This is a genomic window from Pseudomonas sp. S44, assembly GCF_016624805.1.
GTDB classification, from domain to species: domain Bacteria; phylum Pseudomonadota; class Gammaproteobacteria; order Pseudomonadales; family Pseudomonadaceae; genus Aquipseudomonas; species Aquipseudomonas machongensis.
This window is the reverse complement of sequence record NZ_JACVTY010000011.1, coordinates 87,812-114,024: the sequence shown is the minus strand read 5'-3', so window position 1 is coordinate 114,024 and position 26,213 is coordinate 87,812. Positions and strand designations below refer to the sequence as shown.

26 protein-coding genes are annotated in these 26,213 nt (G+C 64.9%); 12 read left to right on the top strand and 14 right to left on the bottom strand.

Features of this window, described 5'->3' with window-relative positions; genetic code table 11:
• Positions 1–11: 11 nt before the first annotated feature.
• Together IAE40_RS11255 and IAE40_RS11250 are read right to left on the bottom strand one after the other, a co-directional pair.
• Entirely contained in the window at positions 12–1,391 is a 1,380-nt protein-coding gene (locus IAE40_RS11255; protein WP_054891844.1) for a sensor histidine kinase, read from the bottom strand.
• Positions 1,384–2,055 carry a response regulator gene (locus IAE40_RS11250; protein WP_054891845.1) on the bottom strand — a complete coding sequence of 224 codons (672 nt, stop codon included), beginning with the start codon at positions 2,053–2,055 and terminating at the stop codon, positions 1,384–1,386. The genes IAE40_RS11255 and IAE40_RS11250 overlap by 8 nt, the downstream gene beginning before the upstream one ends.
• Before the next feature lie 201 nt (positions 2,056–2,256).
• Between IAE40_RS11250 and IAE40_RS11245 the strand changes: the two genes are divergently transcribed.
• The 5 genes from IAE40_RS11245 (at position 2,257) to IAE40_RS11225 (ending at position 7,682) form a co-directional block, all read left to right on the top strand.
• On the top strand, positions 2,257–3,531 hold the full coding sequence (locus IAE40_RS11245) for an OprD family porin (RefSeq protein WP_063543370.1): 1,275 nt from the start codon (positions 2,257–2,259) through the stop codon (positions 3,529–3,531).
• A 31-nt stretch (positions 3,532–3,562) separates the two neighbouring features.
• The gene (locus IAE40_RS11240) at positions 3,563–4,543 is read left to right on the top strand and encodes a Bug family tripartite tricarboxylate transporter substrate binding protein (RefSeq protein ID WP_153773987.1); all 981 of its coding nucleotides are present in this window, start codon (positions 3,563–3,565) and stop codon (positions 4,541–4,543) included.
• Between the two features lie 138 nt (positions 4,544–4,681).
• Complete coding sequence (locus tag IAE40_RS11235) at positions 4,682–5,140, top strand: tripartite tricarboxylate transporter TctB family protein (RefSeq protein ID WP_153773986.1); 459 nt, start codon at positions 4,682–4,684, stop codon at positions 5,138–5,140.
• Between the two features lie 3 nt (positions 5,141–5,143).
• Positions 5,144–6,658, top strand: a complete 1,515-nt coding sequence (locus IAE40_RS11230) for a tripartite tricarboxylate transporter permease (protein ID WP_054891849.1) — start codon at positions 5,144–5,146, stop codon at positions 6,656–6,658.
• Positions 6,651–7,682 carry an AbrB family transcriptional regulator gene (locus IAE40_RS11225; protein WP_153773985.1) on the top strand — a complete coding sequence of 344 codons (1,032 nt, stop codon included), beginning with the start codon at positions 6,651–6,653 and terminating at the stop codon, positions 7,680–7,682. Before IAE40_RS11230 ends, IAE40_RS11225 begins: the two co-directional genes overlap by 8 nt.
• Positions 7,683–7,766: 84 nt before the next feature.
• Here the strand turns inward: IAE40_RS11225 and ung are convergent, their stop codons facing one another.
• Positions 7,767–8,459 (bottom strand): uracil-DNA glycosylase, encoded by a 693-nt coding sequence (gene ung, locus IAE40_RS11220; protein ID WP_054891851.1) that lies wholly within the window; start codon positions 8,457–8,459, stop codon positions 7,767–7,769.
• Positions 8,460–8,588: 129 nt separating this feature from the next.
• Here ung and IAE40_RS11215 point away from each other — a divergent pair, with 129 nt between their 5' ends.
• Positions 8,589–9,695 carry an enoyl-CoA hydratase/isomerase family protein gene (locus IAE40_RS11215; protein WP_197893200.1) on the top strand — a complete coding sequence of 369 codons (1,107 nt, stop codon included), beginning with the start codon at positions 8,589–8,591 and terminating at the stop codon, positions 9,693–9,695.
• A 2-nt stretch (positions 9,696–9,697) separates the two neighbouring features.
• On the opposite strand, the gene IAE40_RS11210 is transcribed toward IAE40_RS11215, so the two are convergent.
• Positions 9,698–10,111 (bottom strand): hypothetical protein, encoded by a 414-nt coding sequence (locus tag IAE40_RS11210; protein ID WP_153773983.1) that lies wholly within the window; start codon positions 10,109–10,111, stop codon positions 9,698–9,700.
• A 234-nt stretch (positions 10,112–10,345) separates the two neighbouring features.
• Here IAE40_RS11210 and IAE40_RS11205 point away from each other — a divergent pair, with 234 nt between their 5' ends.
• Together IAE40_RS11205 and IAE40_RS11200 are read left to right on the top strand one after the other, a co-directional pair.
• On the top strand, positions 10,346–10,567 hold the full coding sequence (locus IAE40_RS11205) for a cysteine-rich CWC family protein (RefSeq protein ID WP_153773982.1): 222 nt from the start codon (positions 10,346–10,348) through the stop codon (positions 10,565–10,567).
• 10 nt (positions 10,568–10,577) lie between these two features.
• Positions 10,578–11,270 carry a pseudouridine synthase gene (locus tag IAE40_RS11200; protein ID WP_151925346.1) on the top strand — a complete coding sequence of 231 codons (693 nt, stop codon included), beginning with the start codon at positions 10,578–10,580 and terminating at the stop codon, positions 11,268–11,270.
• 9 nt (positions 11,271–11,279) lie between these two features.
• Here IAE40_RS11200 and IAE40_RS11195 read toward each other — a convergent pair whose 3' ends face one another.
• The gene (locus IAE40_RS11195; RefSeq protein WP_200603178.1) at positions 11,280–14,348 is read right to left on the bottom strand and encodes an efflux RND transporter permease subunit; all 3,069 of its coding nucleotides are present in this window, start codon (positions 14,346–14,348) and stop codon (positions 11,280–11,282) included.
• A 6-nt stretch (positions 14,349–14,354) separates the two neighbouring features.
• Positions 14,355–15,455, bottom strand: a complete 1,101-nt coding sequence (locus IAE40_RS11190) for an efflux RND transporter periplasmic adaptor subunit (RefSeq protein WP_200603177.1) — start codon at positions 15,453–15,455, stop codon at positions 14,355–14,357.
• A gap of 183 nt (positions 15,456–15,638) precedes the next feature.
• Between IAE40_RS11190 and IAE40_RS11185 the strand changes: the two genes are divergently transcribed.
• On the top strand, positions 15,639–16,274 hold the full coding sequence (locus tag IAE40_RS11185; protein ID WP_200603176.1) for a TetR/AcrR family transcriptional regulator: 636 nt from the start codon (positions 15,639–15,641) through the stop codon (positions 16,272–16,274).
• Between the two features lie 93 nt (positions 16,275–16,367).
• Here IAE40_RS11185 and IAE40_RS11180 read toward each other — a convergent pair whose 3' ends face one another.
• A complete protein-coding gene (locus tag IAE40_RS11180; RefSeq protein ID WP_200603175.1) occupies positions 16,368–17,150 on the bottom strand; it encodes a class I SAM-dependent methyltransferase in 783 nt (260 codons plus the stop codon).
• A gap of 94 nt (positions 17,151–17,244) precedes the next feature.
• Here IAE40_RS11180 and IAE40_RS11175 point away from each other — a divergent pair, with 94 nt between their 5' ends.
• Positions 17,245–17,868, top strand: coding sequence for a hypothetical protein (locus IAE40_RS11175; protein ID WP_054895054.1), 624 nt, complete (start codon positions 17,245–17,247; stop codon positions 17,866–17,868).
• A 1-nt stretch (position 17,869) separates the two neighbouring features.
• On the opposite strand, the gene IAE40_RS11170 is transcribed toward IAE40_RS11175, so the two are convergent.
• The 7 genes from IAE40_RS11170 to ppc all read right to left on the bottom strand — a co-directional run bounded on the left by IAE40_RS11170 (position 17,870) and on the right by ppc (position 25,018).
• Positions 17,870–18,559 (bottom strand): extensin-like domain-containing protein, encoded by a 690-nt coding sequence (locus IAE40_RS11170; RefSeq protein ID WP_200603174.1) that lies wholly within the window; start codon positions 18,557–18,559, stop codon positions 17,870–17,872.
• A gap of 6 nt (positions 18,560–18,565) precedes the next feature.
• Positions 18,566–19,396: an isocitrate lyase/PEP mutase family protein gene (locus IAE40_RS11165; protein WP_153773978.1), complete on the bottom strand. Its 831-nt coding sequence runs from the start codon at positions 19,394–19,396 to the stop codon at positions 18,566–18,568.
• A 27-nt stretch (positions 19,397–19,423) separates the two neighbouring features.
• A complete protein-coding gene (locus tag IAE40_RS11160) occupies positions 19,424–20,293 on the bottom strand; it encodes a DUF72 domain-containing protein (protein WP_200603173.1) in 870 nt (289 codons plus the stop codon).
• Between the two features lie 3 nt (positions 20,294–20,296).
• Positions 20,297–20,593, bottom strand: a complete 297-nt coding sequence (locus IAE40_RS11155) for a hypothetical protein (protein ID WP_054895058.1) — start codon at positions 20,591–20,593, stop codon at positions 20,297–20,299.
• A gap of 131 nt (positions 20,594–20,724) precedes the next feature.
• Positions 20,725–21,393, bottom strand: a complete 669-nt coding sequence (tsaB, locus tag IAE40_RS11150) for a tRNA (adenosine(37)-N6)-threonylcarbamoyltransferase complex dimerization subunit type 1 TsaB (protein ID WP_112897580.1) — start codon at positions 21,391–21,393, stop codon at positions 20,725–20,727.
• A gap of 87 nt (positions 21,394–21,480) precedes the next feature.
• Complete coding sequence (adk, locus tag IAE40_RS11145) at positions 21,481–22,131, bottom strand: adenylate kinase (protein ID WP_153773975.1); 651 nt, start codon at positions 22,129–22,131, stop codon at positions 21,481–21,483.
• A gap of 259 nt (positions 22,132–22,390) precedes the next feature.
• Complete coding sequence (gene ppc, locus IAE40_RS11140; RefSeq protein ID WP_112897578.1) at positions 22,391–25,018, bottom strand: phosphoenolpyruvate carboxylase; 2,628 nt, start codon at positions 25,016–25,018, stop codon at positions 22,391–22,393.
• Between the two features lie 157 nt (positions 25,019–25,175).
• On the opposite strand from ppc, the gene IAE40_RS11135 reads away from it, so the two are divergent.
• Together IAE40_RS11135 and IAE40_RS11130 are read left to right on the top strand one after the other, a co-directional pair.
• Positions 25,176–25,520 carry a hypothetical protein gene (locus IAE40_RS11135; RefSeq protein WP_063543338.1) on the top strand — a complete coding sequence of 115 codons (345 nt, stop codon included), beginning with the start codon at positions 25,176–25,178 and terminating at the stop codon, positions 25,518–25,520.
• 244 nt (positions 25,521–25,764) lie between these two features.
• Positions 25,765–26,178 carry a DUF4398 domain-containing protein gene (locus tag IAE40_RS11130; RefSeq protein ID WP_054895063.1) on the top strand — a complete coding sequence of 138 codons (414 nt, stop codon included), beginning with the start codon at positions 25,765–25,767 and terminating at the stop codon, positions 26,176–26,178.
• Positions 26,179–26,213: the final 35 nt, after the last annotated feature.

Genomic DNA, 26,213 nt, shown 5'->3' with positions numbered 1-26,213 from the left:
GGGTGCGGCGGTCAATCCGCGATGAAACTCACCCGCACCTTCAAACCGCCGTTGTCGCCATCATGCAGGCTGATCTGCGCCAGATGCGCACGGCAAATTTCGCCGACGATCGCCAACCCCAGCCCACTGCCCTGGGCACTGCGCCGGTAGAAGCGCTCGAACACACGCTCGCGATCATCCAGTGGAATCCCCGGGCCATCGTCCTCGACCTCCAGTACGGCGGGGGCCAGCACCCGCAGAATCACGTTGCCGCCCATCGGCGTATGGGCCAGTGCATTGTCCACCAGGTTGCTGAGCAGCTCGTTGAGCAAGGTCGGTTCTCCCTTGAGCCACACCGGCGCCTCGGCTTCCAGCGCCAGGGCAACACCACGGGCATGGGCCAGCGGTGCCATCGCCATGCCCAGTTCGCGGGCCAGCTGGCTGAGGTCCAGGCGCTTTGCACCGCCTTCGGCGATCGCCCGCGCGCCATTTTCCACCCGGGCCAGCGACAGCAGCTGGTTGGCCAGGTGGGTAAGGCGATCAGTACCCTGGGCCGCGGACTCCAAGGTCTGGCGCCACTCCTCGGGCTCCCGCGAGCGCAAGCCCAACTCCACCCGCGCCTTGAGCGCCGCCAGCGGTGTGCGCAACTCGTGGGCGGCATCGGCGATGAACTGCGCCTGGCGCTCGAACTGCCCACGCAGCCGCTCGGTGAAATGGTTCAGGGCCCGCACCAGCGGCCCCAGCTCATGCTGTACCTGCACCACCGGCAGGGCCCTCAGGTCGTCGGGCTGACGGGCTTCCACCGCCGTGCGCAGGCGCTCCAGCGGACGCAGCGCAGCACTGACTGCAAACCACACCATCACCAGCGCACCCAGCGCAAGCATGCCCAGGCGCAGCAAGGTATCGGCCATCAGCCCACGCGCCATGCTCACCCGCGCCTCTTCGGTCTCGGCCACGCGGATCTCGGCCATGCCGTTCATGTTCGGCTCGCTGACAGCCTTGAGCAGGCTCACCACGCGCACGTCCTGCCCCAGGTAGGTGGCGTTGTAGAAGCGCGCCAGTGCCGGATAGTCGTCGGTGCGCGGCGTGCCAGGCGGCGGCGGCGGCAGCTTCTCGTAACCGGAAATCAACTTCTGGTGGATATCCAGCACCTGGTAGTAGATGCGTCCGGCGCTGTCGTAGGCAAAGGTGTCCAGCGCGACGTAGGGCACATCGGCGCTGAGCGTGCCATCACGCTGGGAAAGGCCGGCGGCAATGGTCCGCGCCGAGGCCAGCAGCGTGCGGTCATAGGCGGTGTCGGCGGCCTCGCGGCCATTCCAGTATGCGCTCAGGCCACTGGCCAACATCAGCACCACGAGCAACAGCGCCAGGTTGCCGAGCAGGCGCGCGCGCAGGCTGCCGTTGTCACGCATCACGATGCTCGAGCAGGTAGCCCAGACCGCGGAAGGTGACGATGGCCACCGGATGGCCATCGAGCTTCTTGCGCAGACGATGGATGTAGATCTCGATGGCATCGGGGCTGGCTTCTTCGTCCAGGCCAAACACCTGGGCGGCCAATTGCTCCTTGCTCATCACCCGCCCGGGACGGGCGATCAGCGCCTCGAGCACGCTCTGTTCCCGCGAGGTCAAGGTCAGCGGCTCGTCACCCAGCGCAAAGCGCCGCGTGTCCAGGTCGTACACCAGGGGCCCGCAACGCTGCTGACGTTCGCCACCGAGCACGCTACGGCGCAGCAGGGCCTTGACCCGCGCCTCAAGCTCGGTGAGCTCGAAAGGCTTGGCCAGGTAGTCGTCGGCCCCAAGGTTCAGGCCGTGCACGCGGTCCTTGACGTCGCTGCGCGCGGTGAGCATCAGCACCGGCAGGGTCTTGCCCCGCGAGCGCAGGCGCGCCAGCACCTCGAAGCCGTCCATGCGCGGCAGGCCGACATCCAGCACGGCGACAGCATAGTCCTCGCTGGCCAGGGCCAGGTCGGCGGCGACGCCGTCATGCAGCACATCCACGGTCAAGCCCTGGCTCTTGAGGGCCTGGGCCACGCTTTCAGCCAACGGCAGATGGTCTTCGACCAGCAGCACACGCATCGGATTCTCCCTGCTCGGGTTGGGCGGTGGCGCGGAGTGTAACGCCGTCGTGGGGACTGTGAAGCCCTTGTGACAAACCTTTCGCGCTGAAAGGTTAGCGAAAGGTTCGCCACCTAGCATCGCACCACGGTCGCTCCACGCGCCGAAAAAAGCACCAGCAAGGTGCAACGAATAAGAACAATAAAACGGAGTCAGACGACGATGCTGTCAATGCAGCCCAGCCGGTCCCTTTGCGCCCGCCCCTCCACGCTCGCCAGCGCCATTGCCCTTGCCGGCATCGCCCCGATGAGCCAGGCCGCCTTCTTCGAAGACAGTACGGCCACCTTCGAAACCCGCAACATGTACTTCAATCGCGACTTCCGCGATGGCACCAGCTCGCAGCAATCCAAGCGCGACGAATGGGCCCAGGGCTTCATGCTCAACTTCGAATCCGGCTATACCGACGGCACCGTGGGCTTCGGCCTCGACGCCCTGGGCATGCTCGGCATCAAGCTCGACTCCAGCAAGGACCGTACAGGCACCGGCCTGCTGCCGACCCACGACGACGGCAAGGCGGCCAACGAGTACTCCAAGCTCGGCCTGACCGGCAAGGTCAAGATCTCCCAGACCGAACTCAAGGTCGGCACCCTGATCCCGGAACTGCCGACGCTGCAACCCAACGACGGGCGCATCCTGCCGCAGACCTTCGAAGGCGGCCTGCTCACCTCCCGCGAGATCAAGAACCTGACCTTCACCGGCGGGCGCCTGGAAAAGGCCAAGGACCGTGACGACACCAACTGGGAAGACCTGGCGCTGAACAACAAGAACGGCCGCTTCGGTGGTACGTTCCGCGCCGATCACTTCGACCTGGGCGGCCTGGACTACAAGTTCACCGACCGCATCACCGGCAGCTACCACTTCGCCCAGCTCGACGACATCTACCGCCAGCATTTCGTCGGCATGGTCGCCACCCAGCCCTGGGGCCCCGGCACCTTCGGCGCCGACCTGCGCCTCTCGAAGAGCGACGAACAGGGCAAGGCCCTGGCCGGCAAGATCGACAACACCACGGTCAACGGCATGCTCAGCTACGCGCTCAGCGGCCACAAGTTCAGCGCCGCCTACCAGCACCTGTCTGGCGACAGCGCCTTCCCCTATGTCGACGGCGCCGACCCGTACCTGGTCAACTTCGTCCAGATCAACGACTTCGCCGGCGCCGACGAGCGCTCCTGGCAGGTCCGCTACGACTACAACTTTGCCTCCCTGGGCATCCCCGGCCTGACCTTCATGACCCGCTACATCAACGGCGACAACGTCAGCCGCGCCGATGGCAGCGAAGGCAAGGAATGGGAACGCAACACCGAGTTCAAGTATGTGGTGCAGAGCGGTCCGCTGAAGAACGTCGCAGTGCGCCTGCGCAACGCCACCTTCCGTTCCAACTTCGCCCGCGACGCCGATGAAGTACGCCTGCTGGTCAGCTACAGCGTGGCCCTGTGGTAACCCATAACAACAACGCTCACGGAGATAGACGATGAACCTTTCACTACGCCGACTCGTCCTTGCCACTGGCTGCCTGCTGCTGGCAGGCAACGCCCTGGCCGCCGAACCGAAACGCCCGGAATGCATCGCCCCGGCCTCGCCCGGCGGCGGTTTCGACCTGACCTGCAAACTGGTACAGAGCGCACTGGTCGAGGAGAAGATCCTCAGCAAGCCCATGCGCGTCACCTACATGCCAGGCGGTGTTGGCGCCGTGGCCTACAACGCCGTGGTGGCCCAGCGTCCGGCCGACGGTGGCACGCTGGTCGCCTGGTCCAGTGGCTCGCTGCTGAACCTGGCCCAGGGCAAGTTCGGCCGTTTCGACGAGAACGCGGTGAAATGGCTGGCCGCCGTCGGCACCAGCTATGGCGCCATCGCAGTGAAAAGCGACTCGCCCTACAAGACCCTCGATGACCTGGTTGCGGCATTGAAAAAGGACCCGAGCAAGGTGGTGATCGGTTCCGGCGGCACCGTGGGTAGCCAGGACTGGATGCAGACCGCGCTGATCGCCAAGGCTGCCGGCATCAACCCGCGCGACCTGCGTTACGTGGCCCTGGAAGGCGGCGGCGAAATCGCCACCGCGCTGCTCGGCGGCCATATCCAGGTGGGTTCGACCGACATTTCCGACTCCATGCCACACATCCAGAGCGGCAGCATGCGCATCCTCGCGGTGTTCTCGGAAAATCGCCTGGACGAACCTGAAATGAAGAACATCCCGACCGCCAAGGAGCAGGGCTACGACATCGTCTGGCCGGTGGTGCGCGGCTTCTACCTCGGCCCGAAGGTGAGCGACGAAGACTACGCCTGGTGGAAGGAGTCGTTCGACAAGCTGCTGGCCTCGGAAGACTTCGCCAAGCTGCGTGACCAGCGCGAGCTGTTCCCGTTCGCCATGACCGGTGAAGAGCTCGATGGCTACGTGAAGAAGCAGGTCGCCGACTACAAGACCCTGGCCAAGGAATTCGGCCTGATTCAGTAAGCCCCTGCGATCTCTGTGGGAGCGGGCTTGCCCGCGAATTCGCCAGTCGCAGCAGCATCGTTGCCTGGTCTGTTCCATTCGCGGGCAAGCCCGCTCCCACAGGGAAGCATGAAAGCCGCTTCTATCGAGGATTCCTTCATGATCCTGCAACGCATCTTCGCCCTGGTCCTGCTGGCAGTCTGCGCCGCCCTGGCCGTCATGGCCTGGCCGTACCAGGCGGCGTTTTCCTATGAGCCGGTAGGGCCGCGGGCCTACCCGCTGCTGATGCTCGGCCTGATGAGCCTGGGCCTTTTGTATCTGGCGATTCGTCCGACGCCCATCGTGCACAAGGACGATGAAATTCCCCTGGACCGCGAGACCCTCACCAAGATCGCCGCCTGCATCGGCCTGCTGATCGTCTTCGCCGCCACCTTCGAGTCGCTGGGCTTCATCCTCAGCGCCGTCCTCACCGGCCTGCCCATGGCCCGCCTGTATGGCGGCCGCTGGCTGCACAGCGCCATGGTGGTGGTGGGCATGAGCATCTTCCTCTACTGGCTGTTCGACCGGGTGATGGACGTCCCCCTGCCTCTCGGCCTGCTCGACGTACTGGAGAACTGACACATGGATACCTTGAGCTACCTCGGCCAGGGCTTCGGCGTCGCCCTGAGCCCCTACAACCTCGTCACTGCCCTGAGCGGCACCTTGATCGGCACCGTCGTCGGCCTGTTGCCAGGCCTGGGCCCGATCAACGGTGTGGCGCTGCTGATCCCCATCGCCTTCGCCCTCGGCCTGCCGCCGGAGTCGGCGCTGATCCTGCTGGCCGCGGTGTATCTGGGCTGCGAGTACGGCGGCCGGATCAGTTCGATCCTGCTGAACATCCCGGGCGAAGCCTCGACCGTGATGACCACCCTCGATGGCTACCCGATGGCCCGCCAGGGCCTGGCCGGTGTCGCCCTGTCACTGTCGGCCTGGAGCTCGTTCATCGGTGCCTTCATCGCTACCTGCGGCATGGTGCTGTTTGCCCCGCTGCTGGCGAAATGGGCGATCGCCTTCGGACCGGCGGAGTACTTCGTGTTGATGGTGTTCGCCATCGTCGCCCTCGGCGGCATGGCCGGCGACAAGCCACTGAAGACCTTCATCGCCGCGCTGATCGGCCTGTTCCTGTCCGCCGTCGGCATCGACGCCAACAGCGGCGTGTACCGCTTCACCGGTGACAGCGTGCACCTGGCCGACGGTATCCAGTTCGTCGTGCTGGTACTGGGCCTGTTCTCCATCAGCGAGATTCTCCTGCTGCTGGAAAAGACCCACCATGGCCACCAGGCCGTCAAGGCCACCGGGCGCATGTTGTTCAACCTCAAGGAAGCGGCCTCGGTCTTCGTCGTCAACATTCGCTGCGGCCTGCTCGGCTTCTTCATGGGCGTGCTGCCCGGTGCCGGTGCCACCCTGGCCAGCGCCGTGGCGTACATGACCGAGAAGCGTATCGCCGGGACCAGCGGCAAGTTCGGCAAGGGCGATGCCCGTGGCCTCGCCGCCCCGGAAACCGCCATCGGTGCATCCTGCTGCGGCGCCCTGGTGCCAATGCTGACCCTGGGCGTACCAGGTTCGGGCACCACCGCCGTGATGATCGGTGCACTGACCCTGTACAACATCACCCCCGGCCCACTGCTGTTCGAACAGCAGCCTGACATCGTGTGGGGCCTGATCGCCTCGCTGTTCATCGCCAACATCATGCTGGTGATCCTGAACATCCCGATGATCCGCATCTTCACCCGCATCCTTGCCGTGCCGAACTGGGCGCTGGTGCCGGTGATCGCGATCATCACCGCGATCGGCGTCTATGCCGTGCACGCCACCACCTTCGACCTGTTCCTGATGGTTGGCATCGGCATCATGGGCTACATCCTGCGCAAGCTCGACTTCCCGCTGTCGCCGATCCTGCTGGGCTTCATCCTCGGCGGGCTGATGGAGCAGAACCTGCGCCGTGCGCTGTCGATCTCCAACGGCGAGCTGGGCATCCTCTGGTCGAGCCCGATCAGCATGAGCGTGTGGGCACTGGTGTTCTGCATGCTGGCCCTCCCGCTGCTGCGCATCTGGCGCCGCCGCAGCCTGCAGCGCCGGGCCATGGCTGATGCCTGATCGGTCGTTGCCGCTGTTCTGGGCCACCGGGCTGGTCGGACTTGCTGGCGGTTTCATCGCCAGCAAGGTCGGCTGGCCTTTGCCGTGGATGGTCGGCTCGCTGCTGGCGATCATCGCAGTACGCTGCCTCACCCCCTGGCAGCTGTCGGAGATCCCCAACGGCCGCAAATGCGGGCAGTGGGTCATCGGTATCGGTATCGGCCTGCACTTCACTCCGGAAGTGATCGAACAGGTTGCCAGCCATTTCGGCTTGATCTTCTTCGGCGCGCTGCTGACCACGGTCTCCAGCGGCGTCGGCGTGTGGCTGCTGCGCCGCTCCGGTGAGGACCGTGCCACGGCATTCTTTGCCAGCATGCCTGGCGGCTCGGGGGAAATGGTCAACCTGGGCGCGCGCAACGGTGCGGTACTCAGCCAGGTAGCGGCAGCGCAGAGCCTGCGCGTGCTGGCGGTGGTGCTGTGCGTACCGGCGCTGTTCAAGCTGCTGCTGGGCGATGGCGTGGCGCTGAACCATGCCGGCAGCGTCAGTTGGGGCTGGCTGGCGCTGATCGCGCCGCTGAGCATCGGCATGGCGCTGCTCTGGCAACGCCTGCGCCAGCCCAACCCCTGGTTGTTCGGGCCACTGTTGGTGGCCGCCAGCATCAGCCTGGCAAACAACCTGCAGATCGGCCTGCCCAACGGCGCCAGCCAGATCGGCCAGTGGCTGATCGGCAGTGGCCTGGCCTGTCACTTCAACCGCGCGTTCTTCCGCCGTGCGCCGGCATTCCTGGGGCGCACCCTGGTGGCGACGGCCCTGTGCATGCTGATCGCAGGCGGAGCGGCCTGGGTGCTGAGCCTGTTCAGCCACCTGGACCTGCGTTCGCTGACATTGGGGATGATGCCGGGGGGGATTGCCGAGATGAGCCTGACGGCGGAGACCCTGCAACTGTCGGTGCCGCTGGTGACGGCATTGCAGGTGATGCGGCTGCTGTTCGTGCTGTTTCTGGCAGAGCCGATGTTCAGGTATTGGGTGCGCCAGGGCGATTGAGCGGTCGGTCTCTTCGCGGGCAAGCCCGCTCCCACTGGCTGAGGGCAGGCTTGCCCGCGAAGAGACCAACCCGACCGCAAGCCCTTACAACGGCGGCACCGCCCAGTTGATGGGCTCCAATCCGCGCTGCTGCAGGAAGCCGTTGGTCCGGCTGAAATGCCCGCAACCCAAAAATCCGCGATACGCCGACAAGGGCGACGGATGCACCGACTTGAGCACCAGATGCTTGGTCCCGTCGATCAGCTTCTGCTTGCTCTGCGCATGGGAACCCCACAGCAGGAACACCACGTTCTCGCACTGCTCGCTGACCAGCTCGATGATGCGGTCGGTGAAGAACTCCCAGCCCTTCTTGGCATGCGACGCAGCATTGGCACGCTCTACCGTCATGGTGGTGTTGAGCAGCAACACCCCCTGCTCGGCCCAGCTCTGCAAGTAGCCGTGATTGGGGATCGGCAGGTTCAGGTCGCGCTGCAGCTCCTTGTAGATGTTCACCAGCGAAGGCGGCGTCGGCACGCCCGGCTGCACCGAGAAGCACAGACCATGGGCCTGGCCGGGGCCGTGGTAAGGGTCCTGGCCGAGGATCACCACCTTCACCTTGTCCAGCGGCGTGGTGTTGAGGGCGTTGAAGATCAGCGGCCCAGGTGGATAGATCTCCTTGCCCGCGGCATATTCCTGGCGCAGGAATTCGCGCAGCTGCTGCATGTAGGGCTTGTCGAACTCGGCACGCAATGCGGCCTTCCAGCTAGGTTCGAGCTTGATGCGATCGTCGTCGGTCATGGCGCCATCCTGAATCAGAGTGGGCGCGACACTAGGAAAGCCGCCCCGGCTTGTCAATCGCTCCGACCGGTGACAAGCACGATCGGCCAGGCAAGCCATACTTGTGCGACGACTTGCGCGAGGTTGTCCATGTCCATTCATTGCGAGGTACTCACCGGCGCCGATGGCGCCCGTATCGGCATCGCCACCCTGGATGCCGCCAAGACCCTGAACGCCCTGACCCTGCCGATGATCGAGATGCTCGATTCGCACCTGCGCGAATGGGCGCGCGATCCGGGCGTCGTCTGCGTGCTGCTGCGCGGCGATGGCGAAAAGGCCTTCTGCGCAGGCGGCGATGTCCGGGCGCTGGTACAGGCCTGTCGCGAGCATCCCGGCAGCGTGCCGCCGCTGGCGGCAACCTTTTTCGCCGCCGAATACCGCCTCGACTATCTGCTGCACACCTACCCCAAGCCGCTATTGTGCTGGGGCCACGGTCATGTGCTGGGCGGCGGCATGGGCCTGTTGCAGGGTGCCAATGTACGCATCGTCACCCCCAGCAGCCGCCTGGCGATGCCGGAGGTGAGCATCGGTCTGTATCCGGATGTCGGTGCCAGTTGGTTCCTCAGCCGCCTGCCGGGCAAGCTTGGCCTGTTTCTGGCGCTGACAGGTGCGCCGATCAATGCCCGTGACGCCCTTGACCTGGGGTTGGCGGACCGCTTCCTCGGCGAGCAGCAGCAGGCGGCGCTGATTGAGGAACTGCTGCAACTGAACTGGCAGGAACAGACCGACTTGCAACTGAACAGCCTGCTCAGGGCCGAGCAGCATCGCGCCTGGGGCGAACTTCCCGAGGCGCAGTGGCTGCCCCGCCGCGCCGTGATCGATGCGCTGCTCGATATCGCTGACCCGGTAGCCGCCTGGCGGGCCGTGTGCGGCTTGAGACAACACGCCGATCCACTGCTGGCCAAGGCGGGCGAGCGCTTGCATGAAGGCTGCCCGCTCACGGGTCATCTGGTCTGGGAACAGCTTCACCGCGCCCGTCACCTGTCGCTGGCCCAGGTGTTCCAGATGGAATATGCCATGAGCCTGAACTGCTGTCGGCATCCGGAATTCAGCGAAGGGGTGCGTGCTCGCTTGCTCGACAAAGACAACCAACCGCGCTGGCACTGGCCGGATATCGGCAAGGTGCCAGCGGCGGTGATCGACGCGCATTTCGCTAAAGTCTGGGAGGGGCGACACCCGCTGGCAGATCTGGGCTGATCCTATCGCTGCCAGTTGCGATCCCCGCGCCCCCGGTCCCTTTGCCCATTGGAATGCCAGCGATCATCCCGCCCACCACCACGATAGTCCTGGCGATCGCGGTCACGCCCATAGTCATAGCGCTGGCGGTTGCCGTAGTCATATCGCGGATTGCCATGCCACTGGTTCACCACCGGTGGCGTGTAGGGCCGGTAGTAAGGCGCCGGCGCTGGACGGTAGTAACGCGGTGCCGTCTGGTAGTAATACCGAGGCTGGGGCGCGACGTAGTAACGGTCCTGACGATAGTAGTAACCCGGGTAGGCGTAGCGGTCAGCGGTGTAGTACTCGCTGCGGTAATAGCCCCCGCCCCCGTAGTATGGGGCGCAGGCACTGGTCATCAGGCCAAGCAGAACGACCAACAGGATTCGAGGGTACATGGCGGCCTCCTGGACCGCTGGATTGCCCGGCACAGCGGCGCTGGCGGACGTCGATCGCAACACGTTGATCGACACTGAGTAAGACAGTGCGCCCGAGGTCCGGTGCCATTTGCGCAACAAATTGAAACAGACAGAACGATCTGGAAATACAAATGGACATAGGCGCGACAAGAGCTGTGAGCGGATATACTGCGCGCCTCCGTGCAGATCTACCTCGAATACCCGGAAGCCCCCATGAACGACAGCCAGCGCTGCCCCGCCTGCGGCGCCGCCAACCAGTGCGCCCTGGCCGACCCGCGCAGTGCCACCCAGGCCTGCTGGTGTTTCAGCGTCAGCATCGACTCCGCTGTGCTCGAAGCGCTTCCCGACGAACTGCGTAACAAAGCCTGTCTGTGCCCTCGCTGTGCAGCAGTCGACGAACAGCTCAAGGCAGCCGACCAGCGGCAGCCTCTCTAAGACTTGTACGATGCGCCTCGATCGATTTCTCGCCAACTTCCCCCAGTACAATCGCCAGCAGGTGCGCGTGCTGCTGGTGCAGCGCCGTGTGCGGGTCGACGCGCAGCCGGTGATCGATCCGCGCCACGAGGTGCGTGAATTCAGCCGAGTCGAGGTCGATGAGCAGTTGCTGCAGGCCGGGCGCCCGGCACGCTACCTGATGCTGCACAAGCCCGCCGGTTGCGTCAGCGCCACCCGCGACCCGCAGCACCCCACCGTACTCGACCTGCTGCCGCCCGAACTGCGTGACGACCTGCACATTGCCGGGCGCCTGGACTACAACACCACCGGCCTGATGATCCTGACCAATGACGGCCAATGGTCACGCCGCCTGACCCAACCACGCACCAAGCAGGCGAAGATCTATCTGGTCGAGACCGAGGACGAAATCGGCGCGCACTACATCGACAAATTCCGCCAAGGCTTCTACTTCGCCTTCGAAGACCTCACCACCCTGCCCGCCCAACTCGACATTCTGGGCCCACGCAGCGCGCGGCTGGCGATCGTCGAAGGGCGCTATCACCAGGTCAAGCGCATGTTCGGCCACTTCGACAACAAGGTGATCGGCCTGCACCGCGAAAGCATGGGGCCGATCCATCTGGACCCGGCCCTGGCGCCAGGTGCGTTCAGGACGCTGACCGCCGAGGAAATCGCGGCGGTCTGAAGGTCGGCCTCAGGCGTTCTTCCTCACCCTGAACCACGCCGCATACAGCGCCGGCAGGAACAACAGCGTCAGCGCCGTGGCCACGATCAGACCACCCATGATCGCCACCGCCATCGGCCCGTAGAACACGCTGCGCGACAGCGGGATCATCGCCAGAACCGCCGCCAGGGCGGTCAGCACGATGGGCCGGAAGCGCCGCACCGTGGCCTCGATGATCGCCTGCCAGCGGTCCAGCCCAGCAGCGATGTCCTGCTCGATCTGGTCCACCAGGATCACCGAGTTACGCATGATCATCCCTGCCAGCGCGATGGTGCCAAGCATCGCCACGAAGCCGAACGGCTGGCGGAACACCAGCAGGAACAGGGTCACACCAATCAGCCCCAACGGCGCGGTGAGGAACACCATCACCGTGCGCGAGAAACTGCGCAGCTGGATCATCAGCAGGCTCAGTACCACCACGATGAACAGCGGCATGCCCGCGTTCACCGAGCGTTGACCGCGCTGGGCATCCTCCACCGTGCCGCCGACTTCCAGCAGGTAGCCGTCGGGCAACTGCTCGCGCACCTGCTGCAGGGTCGGCAGGATCTGCTTGACCAGGCTGTCCGGCTGTTCCTTGTCGTAGATGTCGGCACGCACGGTCACCGTCGGCAGTCGATTGCGGTGCCAGATCACGCCCTCTTCGAAGCCGTACTCCAGCGTCGCCACCTGCGACAACGCCACGCTCTGGCCGTTGTCGGTCGGCAGCGCCAGGCTGCCCAGGCTACCCATGTCGCTGCGCTCCTCGCGGGTGCCGCGCAGGAGGATCTCGATCAGTTCGTTGTCCTCGCGGTACTGGCTGACCGTAGTACCTGTCAACGAGCTCTGCAGGAAACTGGACAGGTGCGAGGTACTCACCCCCAACGCGCGGGCACGGTCCTGGTCGATCGCCAGGAACACCGCCTTGCTCGGCTCCTCCCAGTCCAGGTGCACGTTGACCACATGCGGGTTCTCGCGCACCTTGGCCGCCACCTCGCGGGCCAGGGCGCGTACTTTCTCGATGTGCTCACCAGTGACCCGGAACTGCACCGGGTAACCCACGGGCGGACCGTTCTCAAGGCGCGTGACCCGCGAGCGCAATTGCGGGAATTCCTGCTCAAGGGTGGTAATGGCCCAGCTGCGCAGGGCTTCGCGGTCTTTGAGCGACTTGGCCAGCACCACGAACTGGGCGAAGCTCGCCGCCGGCAGTTGCTGATCCAGCGGCAGGTAATAACGCGGTGAGCCGGTGCCGACGTAGGCCACGTAGTTGTCGATACCGTCCTGCTGCTTGAGTAGGGCCTCCAGGCGCTTGACCTGCTCGGCGGTATTGGCCAGCGAAGCCCCTTCGGCGAGCTTCAGGTCGATCATCAGCTCAGGCCGCGCCGACGCAGGGAAGAACTGCTGGGGCACGAAGCGGAACAGCACGATGCTGCCGATGAAAGCGGCAATGGTCAGCACGATCACGGTCTTGCGACGGCGCACGCACCACTCCACCACCCTGCGCACACGCTGGTAGAACGGCGTGGCATAAGGGTCGGGCGTATGCTCACCATTGCCGTGACGCGCCGCATGGCGCTTGGCCAGGTCCGGCAGCAGGCGGTCGCCCAGGTAGGGGACGAACAATACCGCCGCGACCCACGAGGTCAGCAAAGCAATGGTCACCACCTGGAAGATCGACCGGGTGTACTCGCCGGTGCTCGACGCGGCCGTGGCGATCGGCAGAAAGCCCGCAGCGGTGATCAGCGTGCCGGTCAGCATCGGGAAGGCGGTACTCGACCAGGCATAGCTCGCCGCCTTGAGCCGGTCGTAGCCCTGCTCCATCTTGATCGCCATCATCTCGACCGCAATGATCGCATCGTCCACAAGCAACCCCAGGGCCAGTACCAGCGCCCCCAGCGAAATCTTGTGCAAGCCGATGCCGAAGTAGTGCATCGCGGCGAAGGTCATCGCCAGCACCAGCGGGATCGCCAGCGCCACCACCAACCCCGTGCGCACCCCCAGCGAGAAGAAGCTCACCAGCAACACGATGACCAGTGCCTCGACCAGCACCTGGATGAACTCGCCGACCCCAGCCTTGACCGCTGCCGGCTGATCGGACACCTTGCGCAGCTCCATGCCCGCTGGCAGGTTGTGCGCCAGGCGGGCGAACTCGGCTTCCAGCGCCTTGCCCAGTACCAGGATGTCACCGCCGTCCTTCATCGACACGGCAAGGCCGATGGCATCCTCGCCCATGAAGCGCACACGTGGCGCAGGTGGGTCGTTGAAGCCGCGATGGACTTCGGCGACATCGCCGATGCGGAAGGTTCGGTCGCCCACACGGATGGGGAACTGGCGAATCTGCTCGACGCTGTCGAAGCGCCCGCTGACCCGCAGTTGCAAGCGCTCACTGGGCGTTTCGAAGAAGCCCGCAGTGCTCACCGCATTCTGCTCGCGCAACGCCTGCTGCACCGCCGCCAGCGGCACCCCAAGGGTCGCCAGCTTGGTGTTGGACAGCTCGATCCAGATCTTCTCGTCCTGCAAGCCGATCAGCTCGACCTTGCCCACATCCTTGACCCGCTGCAGCTGGATCTGGATACGGTCGGCATAATCCTTGAGCACCGCATAGTCGAAGCCTGCCCCGCTCAGGGCGTAGATATTGCCGAAGGTGGTACCGAACTCGTCGTTGAAGAACGGCCCCTGCACCTCCGGTGGCAAGGTGTGACGAATGTCCGCGACCTTCTTGCGGATCTGGTACCACAGCTCGGGAATTTCGTTCGAATGCATCGAGTCGCGGGCCATGAACGTGACCTGGGACTCACCCGGACGGGAGAACGAGACGATCTTGTCGTACTCGCCGGTCTCCATCAGCTTCTTTTCGATGCGCTCGGTGACCTGTCGGGACACCTCTTCGGCGGTGGCACCAGGCCACAGCGTACGCACGACCATGGCCTTGAAGGTAAAGGGCGGATCTTCACTCTGCCCCAGCTTGGTGTAGGACATGGCGCCAATGGCCGCCAACAGGATCATCAGGAACAGTACGATCTGGCGATTGCGCAGCGCCCAGGCGGAAAGGTTGAAACCCATCGGGACTTACTCCTTGATCGCCAGGTTCACCACACGGTTGCTGCGATCGACCGGCCGTACCTCCTGGCCTTCGCGCAGCACGTGGCCACCCGCGGCGACCACCCAGTCGCTGGCGCCCAGCCCTTCGAGCACCGGCACGCTGTCTGCGCCATAAGGGCCGAGACGCACGGGCGCACGCTCCAGCCGATTGTCCTTGCCAACCCGCCAGACATAAGCCTGGCCCTGCTCGGCAGTCACCGCCGACAGCGGCACCGACAGCGGCGAGTGTTCGGCATGGGCGATGTACACCTTGGCGCTCTGGCCCAGCTCTGCCGGGGCTTGCGTCGATGTGAAAGCGATTCGCGCAGCGAAGGTGCGCGAGCGTGGATCGGCCGCCGGTGACAGCTCGCGGATGCGTCCCTCGAAGCGTTGCTCGGGGTGCGACCACAGTTCGACACTGACCGCCTGCCCTACCGAGAAACGCGCGAACTGTTGCTCGGGCAGGCCGATGGCCACCTCACGTTCGCCATCGGCGGCCAGGGTGAACACTGTCTGCCCCGCCGCAACCACCTGGCCGACTTCGACCTGGCGCTTGGCGATCACCCCGTTCTGCGGCGCCCGCAGCACCGCGTATTCGGCCTGGTTGCCGGCCACGTCGAATTCGGCCTTGGCCTGCTTGAGGCGGGCAAGACCTGCACGGTAGAGGTTCTCGGCATTGTCGAACTGGGAATGGCTGACCATCTGCCGGTCGAGCAGCTTCTGGTAACGGTCGCGTTCGGCCCGCACCAGCGACAGGTTCGCTTCGGCGGCCGCCATCTGCGCGCGGTTGGCCTCCAACTGCAGGCGCACATCCTGTGGATCGAGCTCGGCCAGTGGTTGGTCGGCCTTGACCCGCTGCCCTTCCTCGACCAGGCGCTTGCTGACCTTGCCACCAATACGGAACGCCAGTTCCGGCTCGAACCTGGCGCGTACTTCGCCCGGATAGCTGTCGGCCGAGGCGCCGGTGGGCTGGGGCTGGATCACCAGTGCCGGACGCGGGGCCGCGGGTGCAGCAGCCTCCTGGCCACAGGCAGTGAGCAGCAGAAGGCAGGCAAGGGGCAGGACGAGGGGCGACGCACGACGCAACATGATGGAGGACCTTTCGCAGAGGACGCATCGAATAATTATACTGGCGGGTATATTAAGTCAGCGAAACGACTCCGGGAAGCAGGTGCGAGAGAGAAAAAATGTATTTGCGCCGCGACGTGCGTAGCAGCCGCGAGCCGCGCGACCCGGTAATATGAGCGCTTCATCAGACAGACACGGATTCCAATGCCCATCGACGCACCCACAGGCCCTGGCCGGCCCAAGGATCTCGCCAAGCGCGAGGCCATCCTCGAAGCCGCCAAGTCGCTGTTCCTCAGCCTTGGCTACGCCAACACCAGCATGGATGCGGTCGCTGCGGCGGCAGGTGTTTCAAAACTCACGGTCTATAGCCACTTCAACGACAAGCAGACCCTGTTCGGCTCGGCAGTCATGGCCACCTGCCAGACGCAGCTGCCCGACCTGATCTTCGAGCTGCCTGAAGGCGTGCCGATCGAAGACGTACTGCTCAACATCGCCCGAGGCTTCCAGGCGCTGATCAGCAGCGACGAGTCGGTCAAGCTCACGCGCCTGATCATGGCCCTGGGCAGCCAGGACCCTGGGCTTGGACAGTTCTTCTACGAGGCGGGGCCCAAGCGGGTGCTGGCCGAGATGGAGGAGCTGCTGCGCTGCGTCGACGAGCGAGGGCTGCTACGGATGGAGAATCCGTTGCGCGCCGCCGAGCATTTCTTCTGCCTGATCAAAGGCGCTGCCGATTACCGGTTGTTGCTCGGTTGCGCACCGCCGCTGGCCGGAGAGGAAGCCGAGCAGCATGTGCGCGAAGTGGTCGGGGTGTTCATGCGGGCGTATAGCAGCCCCCTGTAGGAGCGGGCTTGCCCGCGAAAAGTACATCGCGCTCATGCACCGGCTTTGCCGGTGTTCGCGGCGGTTCGGCGCCCCCCCTCGAGCTGGCTTCCCCTAAGCCTTCAACGCCTTCTTCGGATAGATATCGTAGCGGCTGGACTTACCTTCCAGGCTGTGACTCGGCTTCGGCCCGTCGATGATCGGCGCCTTGCGCGGGCGCTTGACCACCACCCGGTGGCTGGCCAGCGCCAGCGCCGCCTCCAGCAGTGCAGGAGCATCCAGGTCGTCGCCCACCAGCGGGCGGAACACGCGCATTTCCTTCTTCACCAGCGCGCTCTTGTCACGATGCGGGAACATCGGGTCAAGGTAGATCACCTGCGGCGCCTCGCCCTGCCAATCGCGCATGCGCTCGATGGCGTTGCCGGTCAGCAGGCGCATACGCTCGACAATCGGCGCCACTTCGGCATCCAGGCGCCCACGCGCCAGGCCATCCTCGAGCAACGCAGCAATCAGCGGCTGGCGTTCGATCAGGGTCATCTGGCAGCCCAGACTCGCCAGCACAAAGGCATCCTTGCCCAGCCCGGCAGTGGCATCCAGCACCTGCGGGCGAACGCCCTGGGCGATACCGACCGCCTTGGCGATCATCTGCCCGCTACCACCACCGAACAGGCGCCGATGCGCCGCCTGCCCTTCGACGAAATCCACCCGGACCGGGCCGGGAGCCTGCGGTCCCAATTGCTGGATCTGCAGACCATCAGCACCGATTTGCACAGCGAACTCCGCCGCGTCATCCACCTGCGGCAGGCCCAGACGCTGCGACCATTCCTGTGCCTGCGCCTGGAACGACGCCGACAGCGCCTCGACCCTGATACCTGTGCCCTGCTCTTGCTCTGCCATCCGATCCCGCACTCGAAAAAATTAATGAAACCCCGGCCACGGCCGATAAAAGCTCTATCCGCTATTCTGCCAGAGCACAACGCGCGCGACTGCCATGTCAGATACTCTTCCCATCGGTTTGACCTACCTGTCGCCAGTCGGCAACTACGGTCGCCAGAATACCCAGGCACTGGGCGGCGTCAGCCACCTGTGGCAGGACTTCTTCGCCCGCGCGATGGCCGAGCAGTCCGCAGAAGAGCAGGACAGCTTCAGCCAGGCATTGACTCGCCAGTACGACAAGGACAGCGGCGAGCCACTGGGTGGCGCCAAGGCGCTGGCATTGATCGAAATTCAGCGCGCGCTGCCGGTTCAGGATACCGAGGTGCGTCCGCCAGAGCCGCTGTTCCTGCCCAAGGCGGAACTGGAAGCCAACCTGCTGGAGCCGGCCCCCGAACCCTTCAGCGCCAGCGAACTGATCGAGCAGCAGCGCCAGCTCGACCTCAACGGCAGTTGGCTACGTCCGCTGGTGATGAACCAGGGCCATCCTTCGCCCGAGCCGGGCCCGGCGCCTTCGCCGCGTCCGCTGCACCTGCCAATCGCCGAACTGGAAAAGTACCTGCTAGAGCCCGCCCCGGAACCCTTCGACGACGCGACTCTCGCCAAGCAGCAGACCGACCTGGAGTTCGACACCCACTGGGCGCGCCCGGTGGTGCTGAACAACGTGCGCGTACACGCCTGAATCAGCGACAGACCTGCCACCGCCCCGCATCCAGATGAAAGTGATTGGCGTGGGCGGCGTTGTAGTCAGGCCCAAGCACCGTACTGAAGCTCTCGCAGGCCGCGTCGCGCACTTCGCGCAGGAATTGCCCCTTCGCCCCGCCCGCCTGCCAGTCTCGCGCCAGCACGATGCGCTGGCCATCCTTCAGACGAAAACCGCTGATGTCCAGGGCATTGGCCGTCGCGTGCTGGCTAAGCCGCCCCTGCTCGCGATGATAGACATTGCGACAGGCAAAGCTGCCCAGGTGATCCACCTGTGCCACCGACTGGCCGAACACACGCTGCGCCGCAGGCTGCAGGCCGTGAGTCTCGAACAGCGCATAGGCCACCGCCAGCGGACAACTGGCGAGAAAGCTGCTGCTCAACCGCGCCTCGCCAGCTTCGATACGCCATACGTTGCGTAACGGACAACGCGCCGTTTCCGGGCTGTCGGCCTGTTCCCGATAACGCAGCGCGGAGGTTTGCAGTGCCTGTCGACACAGATCCGGGTCGTCACGCAGGCGTGACAGCTTGTAGGCCGTCAGCAGGTTCGGCGGCTGACGCACATCGAGCGCCGCCCAGGGGTTCCACGCCGCCGGGGGGCGCCATCCGAGATACCAGGCAACAGCGCCTGCGACCATCAGCCCGCCCAACAGCGTCGCCAGCAAGCGCATGGCCGATCAGCGTCGGAACAGATCGTTGAGCTGGGCGAACGGCACCGCCTGCTCGCCGTAAGCGAAAGTGCCCTGGTCGCGGATCTCCAGCGCCGCACGCTGCAAAGCCCCCAGCGCCGCCCTGGCCATTGATGAACCCACACTGATGCGCCGCACACCCAGGTCCTGCAACTGGTTCACCCCCAGCGGCACGCCTGCCATGCCCATCAGCACATTGACCGGCCTGGGCGCAACTGCCTGCACCACTGCTCGTATCTCATCGACGCTGCGCAGGCCTGGGGCATAGAGCACATCGGCACCGGCCTCGGCGAACGCCTGCAGCCGCTTGATGGTGTCATCCAGGTCCAAGCGCCCGTGCAGCAGGTTTTCTGCACGGGCACAGAGAGTGAACGGGAAAGGCAGGCTGCGGGCCGCCTGCACTGCCGCGCGTACGCGCTCGACGGCCAGGTCGAAGTCATGGATGGGGGAATCGCGGCGACCGCTGGCGTCCTCGATCGAGCCGCCCACCAACCCGGCCTCGGCGGCACGCAGGATGGTCTGCGCGCAGTCTTCGGGCCGGTCGCCGAAACCGTTCTCCAGATCTGCGGCCACCGGCAGAGGTGTGGCATCGACGATGGCCTGGGCGTTGGCCAGGGTTTCATCGAGGCTCAGAGCGCCCTCAGCATCAGGACGGCCCAGACTGAAGGCCAATCCTGCGCTGGTCGTGGCCAGTGCCTCGAAGCCCAGCGCAGCCAGCAGCTTGGCGGACCCGGCGTCCCAAGGATTGGCGATGACGAAGGCGCCATCACGCTCATGCAACATCTTGAAGGCTTCGGCTCGCAGGGTTTGCACATCCATGATCAGGTCTCCGGCAAGGTCTGGGGGTCAGAGTAATCCCAGTTGTTCGACCTCAGGTGCGCGCGGCAATTCCGGCAAGGCCGCCAGGCCCGGCAACCGCACCATGAGGCGCTGGTGAAAGTGCTGGGCCAAGGCTGCGGCCAGGCGGTTGTCGGAGGTGTGCAGGAAAATGTACGGGCAACGCCCCTCCTCGATCCAGCCGGCGACCTTGTCTACCCAGGGTGTGAGAAAGCAGTCGTTGGCAGCCAACTCCGGATGACCGATGAAGCGCACCTGCGGGTGCTGGCTGAAGGCGGCCGGACGCGGCGGCACCTTGGGCTTCTTGGCCTGCGCGTGCAGCACCGCCGGGTCGCGCGACGTGCAACTGAATAGTGCCCGCGGATCCAGGCAGATCCGCTCCGCACCGCGCTCATGCAACAGTCGGTTGAGCAGGCGCTCTTCATCGCCACGGGCGAAGAAGGCATCGTTGCGCACCTCGACAGCCACTGGCACACCGATCTCGTCGAGAAAGTGACTCAGTTCTGCCAATCGGGCCGGGCCGAACAGCGCTGGCAGTTGCAGCCAGTAGGGGGTTACTCGCTCGCCCAGCGGCGCCAACAGGCGGGTGAAGTCCAGCGCGGATTCAAGCTGATCACGCAGATCGCCCGCATGGCTGACGTCACCGGGAAACTTCGCAGTGAAGCGAAACCGCTGGGGCATGACCTGGGCCCAGCGCTCCACCGTGGCGGGCGCAGGACGGGCGTAGAAGGTGGTGTTGCCCTCGACCGCATTGAACACCTGGCTGTACAGGCCAAGGTATTGAGCAGGGCGGGCGTCGGCGGGATACAGGTAGTCGCGCCAGGCGTTCTCGCTCCAGGACGGACAACCGAGGTGATAAGGCAGAGGCGATGGATTCATCCATCAAATGTACAGGTCCAACCCCAGCACTTCCATCTCCCAATCGGTGAAACCGGCGGTGCTGAGGTAACTGGCCAGCGCAGTGGCGGTGCGTCGGTCACGGGCGCGGGGGAATACCATGTCCTGCTGACGCGCAGGCAGGCCGGCGCTGCGGCGGTTGGCGCGGGCAATCTGCTCGGCTTCGTCGTCTTCGACGTCCTCGATTACCTGCGCATCGTCGATGCTCTCGTCGCGCACCAACGCCTTGCGCGGGGCACGCTTGACCGGGTAGGACTGTGAGGAGAAACCGTCGATGCGCATGATGGGTGCACTCGGGAGCAATGATGGCAATCTAGCAGCATCAGGCTTCCATCACCAATGCGCGTGTGATAACTGGACCACAGTTCGCGCAAAAGGTTTTATCTCGAACGGCAATAGCCGACGAACTGCACTCAGCGCGCCTTGGGCGTAGCGACGTTATCGCGCAGATAGACCGGTTGAGCCTGTTCGGCTGCAACCGCCTCGCCACGCGCCCAGGCATGACCGGCCAGGCTGAGGATATCCAGGGCATGCGGCAGGGCCTGGGCATCGCAACGCTCGACCTGCACCGCCAGACGCTCGCCATAACCCCAGCCAGTGCCGGCACCGAACCACTGGCCGGCCTGGGGCAGTGCCACCCGCTCAGGGGCGATCACCCGCTCCTGATCGAGCAGGCGCATTTCGCCATCGTGCGCCTGGTAGCAGCCCCAATACACTTCGTCCATGCGTGCATCGATGGCCGCGGCCACCTGCTGCACACCCTGTTGGCGCAAGGCCCCCTGGGCCAGGGCGGCGAGGTTCGACACCGGCAGCACCGGCCGTTCGAGGGCGAACGCCAGCCCCTGGACCACACCGATGGCGATGCGCACACCCGTGAAGGCCCCAGGCCCACGGCCAAAGGCGATGGCATCCACTGCACTCAGGGCGATACCGGAGTCGGCGAGCAACTGCTTGATCATCGGCAGCAGCTTCTGCGCATGCTGGCGCGGGATCACCTCGTAATGGCTGGTCACCTTGCCGTCATGCAGCAGGGCGACGGAACAGGCTTCGGTGGCGGTATCCAGGGCCAGCAGGGTGGTCATCGAACGTGTATCCAGGCGAAAGGGAAAAGAGCGGCAGTATAAACGACAACGGCCCGCAAGCGGGCCGTTGTAAAACGCAGAGGGCGATCAGCTCAGGGCTGCCAGCACCTTGGCGGTGATCGACTCGACCGAGCCGACGCCTTCGATGTGGGCGTACTTGGGCTTGCCGGCGTTAGCGGCGGACAGCTTCTGGTAGAAGTCCACCAGCGGCTTGGTCTGGCTGTGGTAGACCGACAGGCGGTGACGCACGGTTTCTTCCTTGTCGTCGTCGCGCTGGATCAGGTCTTCGCCGGTGACATCGTCCTTGCCTGCCACTTTCGGCGGGTTGTACTGGATGTGGTAGGTGCGGCCCGAGGCCAGGTGCACGCGGCGACCGGCCATGCGACCGACGATCTCTTCGTCGTCCACGGCGATTTCGACTACGGCATCAATGTCGACACCGGCAGCGACCATGGCTTCGGCCTGCGGGATGGTGCGTGGGAAACCGTCGAACAGGCAGCCCTTGGCGCAGTCTGGCTGAGCGATGCGCTCCTTCACCAGGCTGATGATCAGATCGTCGGAAACCAGCTGGCCGGCGTCCATGACTTTCTTCAGTTCCAGACCCAGCGGGGTGCCGGCCTTGACAGCGGCACGCAGCATGTCGCCGGTGGAGATCTGTGGAATACCGAACTTCTCGGTGATGAACTTTGCCTGAGTACCTTTACCGGCCCCGGGAGCTCCCAGCAGAATTACGCGCATCTTGTGCTCCTCATATTTTTTTATTGCAAATCAATGGATTCGGCGTTCAGGGCCAAGTCCGGAAAATCGGATCAGACCGGAAAATCGGTCAAAAGGCTGCTCAAGATACACAGCGCCCGGCAGGCAGACAAGCGTTCCAAAATTGCACGAACGCCCATCTGGCGCCCTTTTGCCGAGCAGGTTGCACCCATCGCAACCTACCCCGATGCATACCCCGGCTGCATCACCGTGCAGCCCGGTGCGGCGCTGTCCGACGGCCTCAGCCGGTGTTGCGCAAACCGGCGGCAATACCGGCCACGGTCACCAGCAGGGCCTGCTCCAGCGGGCTGTCCAGAGCGGCTTCGCGCACCCGCGACCGGGCCAGCAGCTCGGCCTGCAGGCGGTGCAGCGGGTCCAGGTAGGTGTTGCGCAGGCTGATGAATTCCAGGGTCTCCGGGCTGTGTGCCAGTAGCACCGGCTGGCCGGTCAGGCCCAACACCACCTGGCACGACTGCGACAATAGGTCGCGCAGATGCGCACCCAATGGCAGCAGCGCCGGTTGCACTAGACGTTCGTCGTAGGCCCTGGCGATTTCCGCATCGGCCTTGGCCAGCACCATCTCCAGCATGTCGATGCGGGTGCGGAAGAACGGCCACTGCTCACGCATCTGCCCCAGCAGCTCACCCTGGCCGCGCGCCAGGGCATTGCTCAGCGCCGTTTCCCACCCAAGCCAGGCCGGCAGCATCAGGCGTGTCTGGGTCCAGCCGAAGATCCACGGGATGGCCCGCAGGCTTTCGATGCCGCCCGCCCGGCGCTTGGCCGGCCGACTGCCTAACGGCAGGCGCCCAAGTTCCTGCTCCGGGGTGGATTGACGGAAGTACTCGACGAAATCGGGGTTCTCGCGAACCACCGCGCGATAAGCCTTCACCCCATCGGCGGCGAGCTGGTCCATGAGTTCGCGCCAGGCAGGCTCGGGCGGTGGCGGCGGCAGCAAGGTCGCTTCGAGCACCGCCGCCAGGTAGAGATTGAGGTTCTGCTCGGCGATCCCCGGCAGGCCGAACTTGAAACGGATCATCTCGCCCTGTTCGGTCGTGCGGAAACGCCCCGCCACCGAACCTGGCGGTTGGGAAAGGATCGCCGCATGGGCCGGGCCACCGCCACGGCCGACGGTGCCGCCGCGGCCGTGGAACAACAGCAGTTCGACTTGGTGTTCGCGGCAGATGCGCACCAGGTTTTCCTGCGCCCGGTACTGCGCCCAGGCGGCTGCAGTGGTACCGGCATCCTTGGCCGAGTCCGAGTAACCGATCATCACCTCCTGCGGCCCGTGCAGGCCGGCACGGTAGCCCGGCAGGCCGAGCAGTCGTTCCATCACCGGGCCTGCGTTGTCCAGGTCGGCGAGCGTTTCGAACAGCGGCACCACGCGCATCGGCCGGGTCAGGCCGGCCTCCTTGAGCAGCAGTTGCACGGCCAGCACATCCGATGCTGCGCCAGCCATGGAGATGACATAGGAGCCAAGCGATGCCGCTGGTGCTGCAGCAATCTCGCGGCAGGTGGCAAGCACCTCGGCAGTCTCGGCCTCGGGCTGGAAATGCGCGGGCAACAGCGGCCGACGATTCTTCAGCTCGGCCTGGAGGAAGCTCATGCGCTGTTCTTCGTCCCACTCGGCATAACGCCCGAGCCCCAGGTACTCGGTGATCTCCGACAGCGCGTCGCGGTGCCGGGCCGCATCCTGACGCACGTCCAGGCGCACCAGGAACAGGCCGAAGGTCACCGCCCGGCGCAGGCAGTCGAGCAACGGGCCGTCGGCGATCACACCCATGCCGCAGTCGTGCAGCGACTGATAGCACAGTTGCAGTGGTTCGATCAGTTCACGGTTGTCGGCGAGCACGTCCGCACCGGCAGGCTGCGGACCGGCCAGCGAGGCATGGGCCCAGGCCCGGGTGGCACGCAGGCGATCACGCAGTTGCTTGAGGAAGGCGCGGTAGGGCTCGGCGCTGTCACCCACCTTGGCGCGCAGGGCGTCACTGGCCTGTTGCATGGACAGTTCGGCGGCGAGGTAGTCGATATCGCGCAGGAACAGGTCGGCGGCCATCCAGCGTGCCAACAACAGCACCTCGCGGGTGACCGGGGCAGTGACGTTGGGGTTGCCATCGCGGTCGCCGCCCATCCACGAGGCGAAACGCACCGGCGCCGCTTCCAGCGGCAGGTGCAGGCCCGTGGCCTCGAACAGCGCCTTGTCGACCTTGCGCAGGTGGCTGGGAATCGCCTGCCACAGGGAATGCTCGATCACCGCAAAGCCCCATTTGGCCTCATCGACCGGCGTTGGCCGGGTGCGTCGAATCTCCTCGGTGTGCCAGGCCTCGGCGATCAACCGGCGCAGGCGCTCACGCACCTGCTGGCGCTCGGCCGGCGTGAGGTCGCGATGGTCCTGCGCGGCAAGCTGCGCGGCGATGGCATCGTATTTCTGGATCAGCGTACGCCGCGCCACTTCGGTGGGGTGGGCAGTGAGTACCAGCTGGATGTCCAGCTTGGCCAGTTGCCGGGCCAAGGCATCGTTGCCATGCCCTGCCTGCTTGAGCCGCGCCAGCAACTCGGGCAGAGCACGGTCCTCGAACGGCGCCGGTTGGTCGGCGCCACGGCGATGGATCAACTGGTACTGCTCGGCAATGTTGGCCAGGTTGAGGAACTGATTGAAGGCCCGGGCAACCGGCAACAGGTCATCGTCTGCAAGATCGCCGAGGGTGGAGCTCAACTGCTCGGCCGCGCCACGGCGATCGGCCTTGGCGCTGTGACGGATATCCTCGATCTTCTGCAGGAATGCCTCGCCATGCTGCTGGCGGATGGTCTCGCCCAGCAGTTCACCCAACAGATGGACATCTTCACGCAAGCGCACATCGATATCGGTCATTGGCTCTCCTCATCGCGCGGTCCACCCGCGCCGCCGCCCAGGTCATTGCCCCAAGAGTGCCCACAGGCGCCCCCGCAAGGCAAGCCGGGATCGGCCAATGCAACTAAAGTGAAGAGACGGCCCTCACAGCTCATGCCATGGTTTTACAGAGGTCATCATGAAAATCCGCGAGCTCGCACAACATTGGGAACAGAACGCCGCCGGCACCCTCAGCCCCACCGGGCACCACCTGCACCTGGACCTGGAGTCCGAAGCGCGCCTGGCAGCCTTGGTCGAGATGTACCCCAAGCGCACCACCGAAGAATTGCTCGGCGAACTGGTTGCCGCCGCGCTCGAAGAACTCGAAGCCAGCTTCCCCTACGTGAAGGGCCAGCAGGTGATCGCCACCGATGAAGAGGGTGATCCGCTGTACGAAGATATCGGCCCCACGCCACGCTTCCTCAGCCTGTCGCGGCGGCATCTGCATGACCTCAGCCACACGCTTCCCAAGCGCGACGCTTGAGCTGGAAGGCCCGGGAATACTGCCGCGCACGGCAATAGTTCCGTAGGAAAAGCACTGACTGACCAGTCAGAAATAATTACGAAGCCTACGCAACTTTTTCTGAACTATTCTGAAAATGCTCAAGTCGGAGCCAATAGCCATCACGCAAAAACCCTGCACGCATGGTGTTTGGCTTTGGACTCGAGCACATGCGTATGTCAGGGAGCGATGGACTGCCACGGACATCGTTATCAGGAGTGATCCAATGGAGTTGACCACCATGAAGACCCGCACCGAAAAATTCCCGTCCAACTCTCTGCGCGGGCTCAAGCTGGCCGCGCTGGCGCTTGGCAGCAGCCTGGTACTGGCTGGCTGTGCTGGCAACCCGCCGACCGAGCAGTATGCGGTGACCCAGTCTGCCGTGAACTCTGCCGTCAGCGCAGGCGGCACCGAGTTTGCCGCCGTGGAGATGAAAGCGGCGCAGGACAAGTTCAAGCAGGCGGAAATCGCCATGCATGACAAGAAGTACGACGAAGCCAAGCGACTGGCAGAACAGGCCGAATGGGACGCCCGCGTTGCCGAGCGCAAGGCACAGGCAGCCAAGGCCCAGAAAGCCGTGCAGGATGCCCGCCAGGGCGTTCAGGACGTACGTGAGGAAGGCCTGCGCAGCGCCCAGTGAGGCCTGCCCGGTATTCCCCTGCCTTCGTTATCGAT

Coding starts and splice junctions, on each gene's coding strand:
- IAE40_RS11255 (WP_054891844.1), bottom strand. CDS start 1,391: ATGCGTGACAACGGCAGCCTGCGCGCGCGCCTGCTCGGCAACCTGGCG.
- IAE40_RS11250 (WP_054891845.1), bottom strand. CDS start 2,055: ATGCGTGTGCTGCTGGTCGAAGACCATCTGCCGTTGGCTGAAAGCGTG.
- IAE40_RS11245 (WP_063543370.1), top strand. CDS start 2,257: ATGCTGTCAATGCAGCCCAGCCGGTCCCTTTGCGCCCGCCCCTCCACG.
- IAE40_RS11240 (WP_153773987.1), top strand. CDS start 3,563: ATGAACCTTTCACTACGCCGACTCGTCCTTGCCACTGGCTGCCTGCTG.
- IAE40_RS11235 (WP_153773986.1), top strand. CDS start 4,682: ATGATCCTGCAACGCATCTTCGCCCTGGTCCTGCTGGCAGTCTGCGCC.
- IAE40_RS11230 (WP_054891849.1), top strand. CDS start 5,144: ATGGATACCTTGAGCTACCTCGGCCAGGGCTTCGGCGTCGCCCTGAGC.
- IAE40_RS11225 (WP_153773985.1), top strand. CDS start 6,651: ATGCCTGATCGGTCGTTGCCGCTGTTCTGGGCCACCGGGCTGGTCGGA.
- ung (WP_054891851.1), bottom strand. CDS start 8,459: ATGACCGACGACGATCGCATCAAGCTCGAACCTAGCTGGAAGGCCGCA.
- IAE40_RS11215 (WP_197893200.1), top strand. CDS start 8,589: ATGTCCATTCATTGCGAGGTACTCACCGGCGCCGATGGCGCCCGTATC.
- IAE40_RS11210 (WP_153773983.1), bottom strand. CDS start 10,111: ATGTACCCTCGAATCCTGTTGGTCGTTCTGCTTGGCCTGATGACCAGT.
- IAE40_RS11205 (WP_153773982.1), top strand. CDS start 10,346: ATGAACGACAGCCAGCGCTGCCCCGCCTGCGGCGCCGCCAACCAGTGC.
- IAE40_RS11200 (WP_151925346.1), top strand. CDS start 10,578: ATGCGCCTCGATCGATTTCTCGCCAACTTCCCCCAGTACAATCGCCAG.
- IAE40_RS11195 (WP_200603178.1), bottom strand. CDS start 14,348: ATGGGTTTCAACCTTTCCGCCTGGGCGCTGCGCAATCGCCAGATCGTA.
- IAE40_RS11190 (WP_200603177.1), bottom strand. CDS start 15,455: ATGTTGCGTCGTGCGTCGCCCCTCGTCCTGCCCCTTGCCTGCCTTCTG.
- IAE40_RS11185 (WP_200603176.1), top strand. CDS start 15,639: ATGCCCATCGACGCACCCACAGGCCCTGGCCGGCCCAAGGATCTCGCC.
- IAE40_RS11180 (WP_200603175.1), bottom strand. CDS start 17,150: ATGGCAGAGCAAGAGCAGGGCACAGGTATCAGGGTCGAGGCGCTGTCG.
- IAE40_RS11175 (WP_054895054.1), top strand. CDS start 17,245: ATGTCAGATACTCTTCCCATCGGTTTGACCTACCTGTCGCCAGTCGGC.
- IAE40_RS11170 (WP_200603174.1), bottom strand. CDS start 18,559: ATGCGCTTGCTGGCGACGCTGTTGGGCGGGCTGATGGTCGCAGGCGCT.
- IAE40_RS11165 (WP_153773978.1), bottom strand. CDS start 19,396: ATGGATGTGCAAACCCTGCGAGCCGAAGCCTTCAAGATGTTGCATGAG.
- IAE40_RS11160 (WP_200603173.1), bottom strand. CDS start 20,293: ATGAATCCATCGCCTCTGCCTTATCACCTCGGTTGTCCGTCCTGGAGC.
- IAE40_RS11155 (WP_054895058.1), bottom strand. CDS start 20,593: ATGCGCATCGACGGTTTCTCCTCACAGTCCTACCCGGTCAAGCGTGCC.
- tsaB (WP_112897580.1), bottom strand. CDS start 21,393: ATGACCACCCTGCTGGCCCTGGATACCGCCACCGAAGCCTGTTCCGTC.
- adk (WP_153773975.1), bottom strand. CDS start 22,131: ATGCGCGTAATTCTGCTGGGAGCTCCCGGGGCCGGTAAAGGTACTCAG.
- ppc (WP_112897578.1), bottom strand. CDS start 25,018: ATGACCGATATCGATGTGCGCTTGCGTGAAGATGTCCATCTGTTGGGT.
- IAE40_RS11135 (WP_063543338.1), top strand. CDS start 25,176: ATGAAAATCCGCGAGCTCGCACAACATTGGGAACAGAACGCCGCCGGC.
- IAE40_RS11130 (WP_054895063.1), top strand. CDS start 25,765: ATGGAGTTGACCACCATGAAGACCCGCACCGAAAAATTCCCGTCCAAC.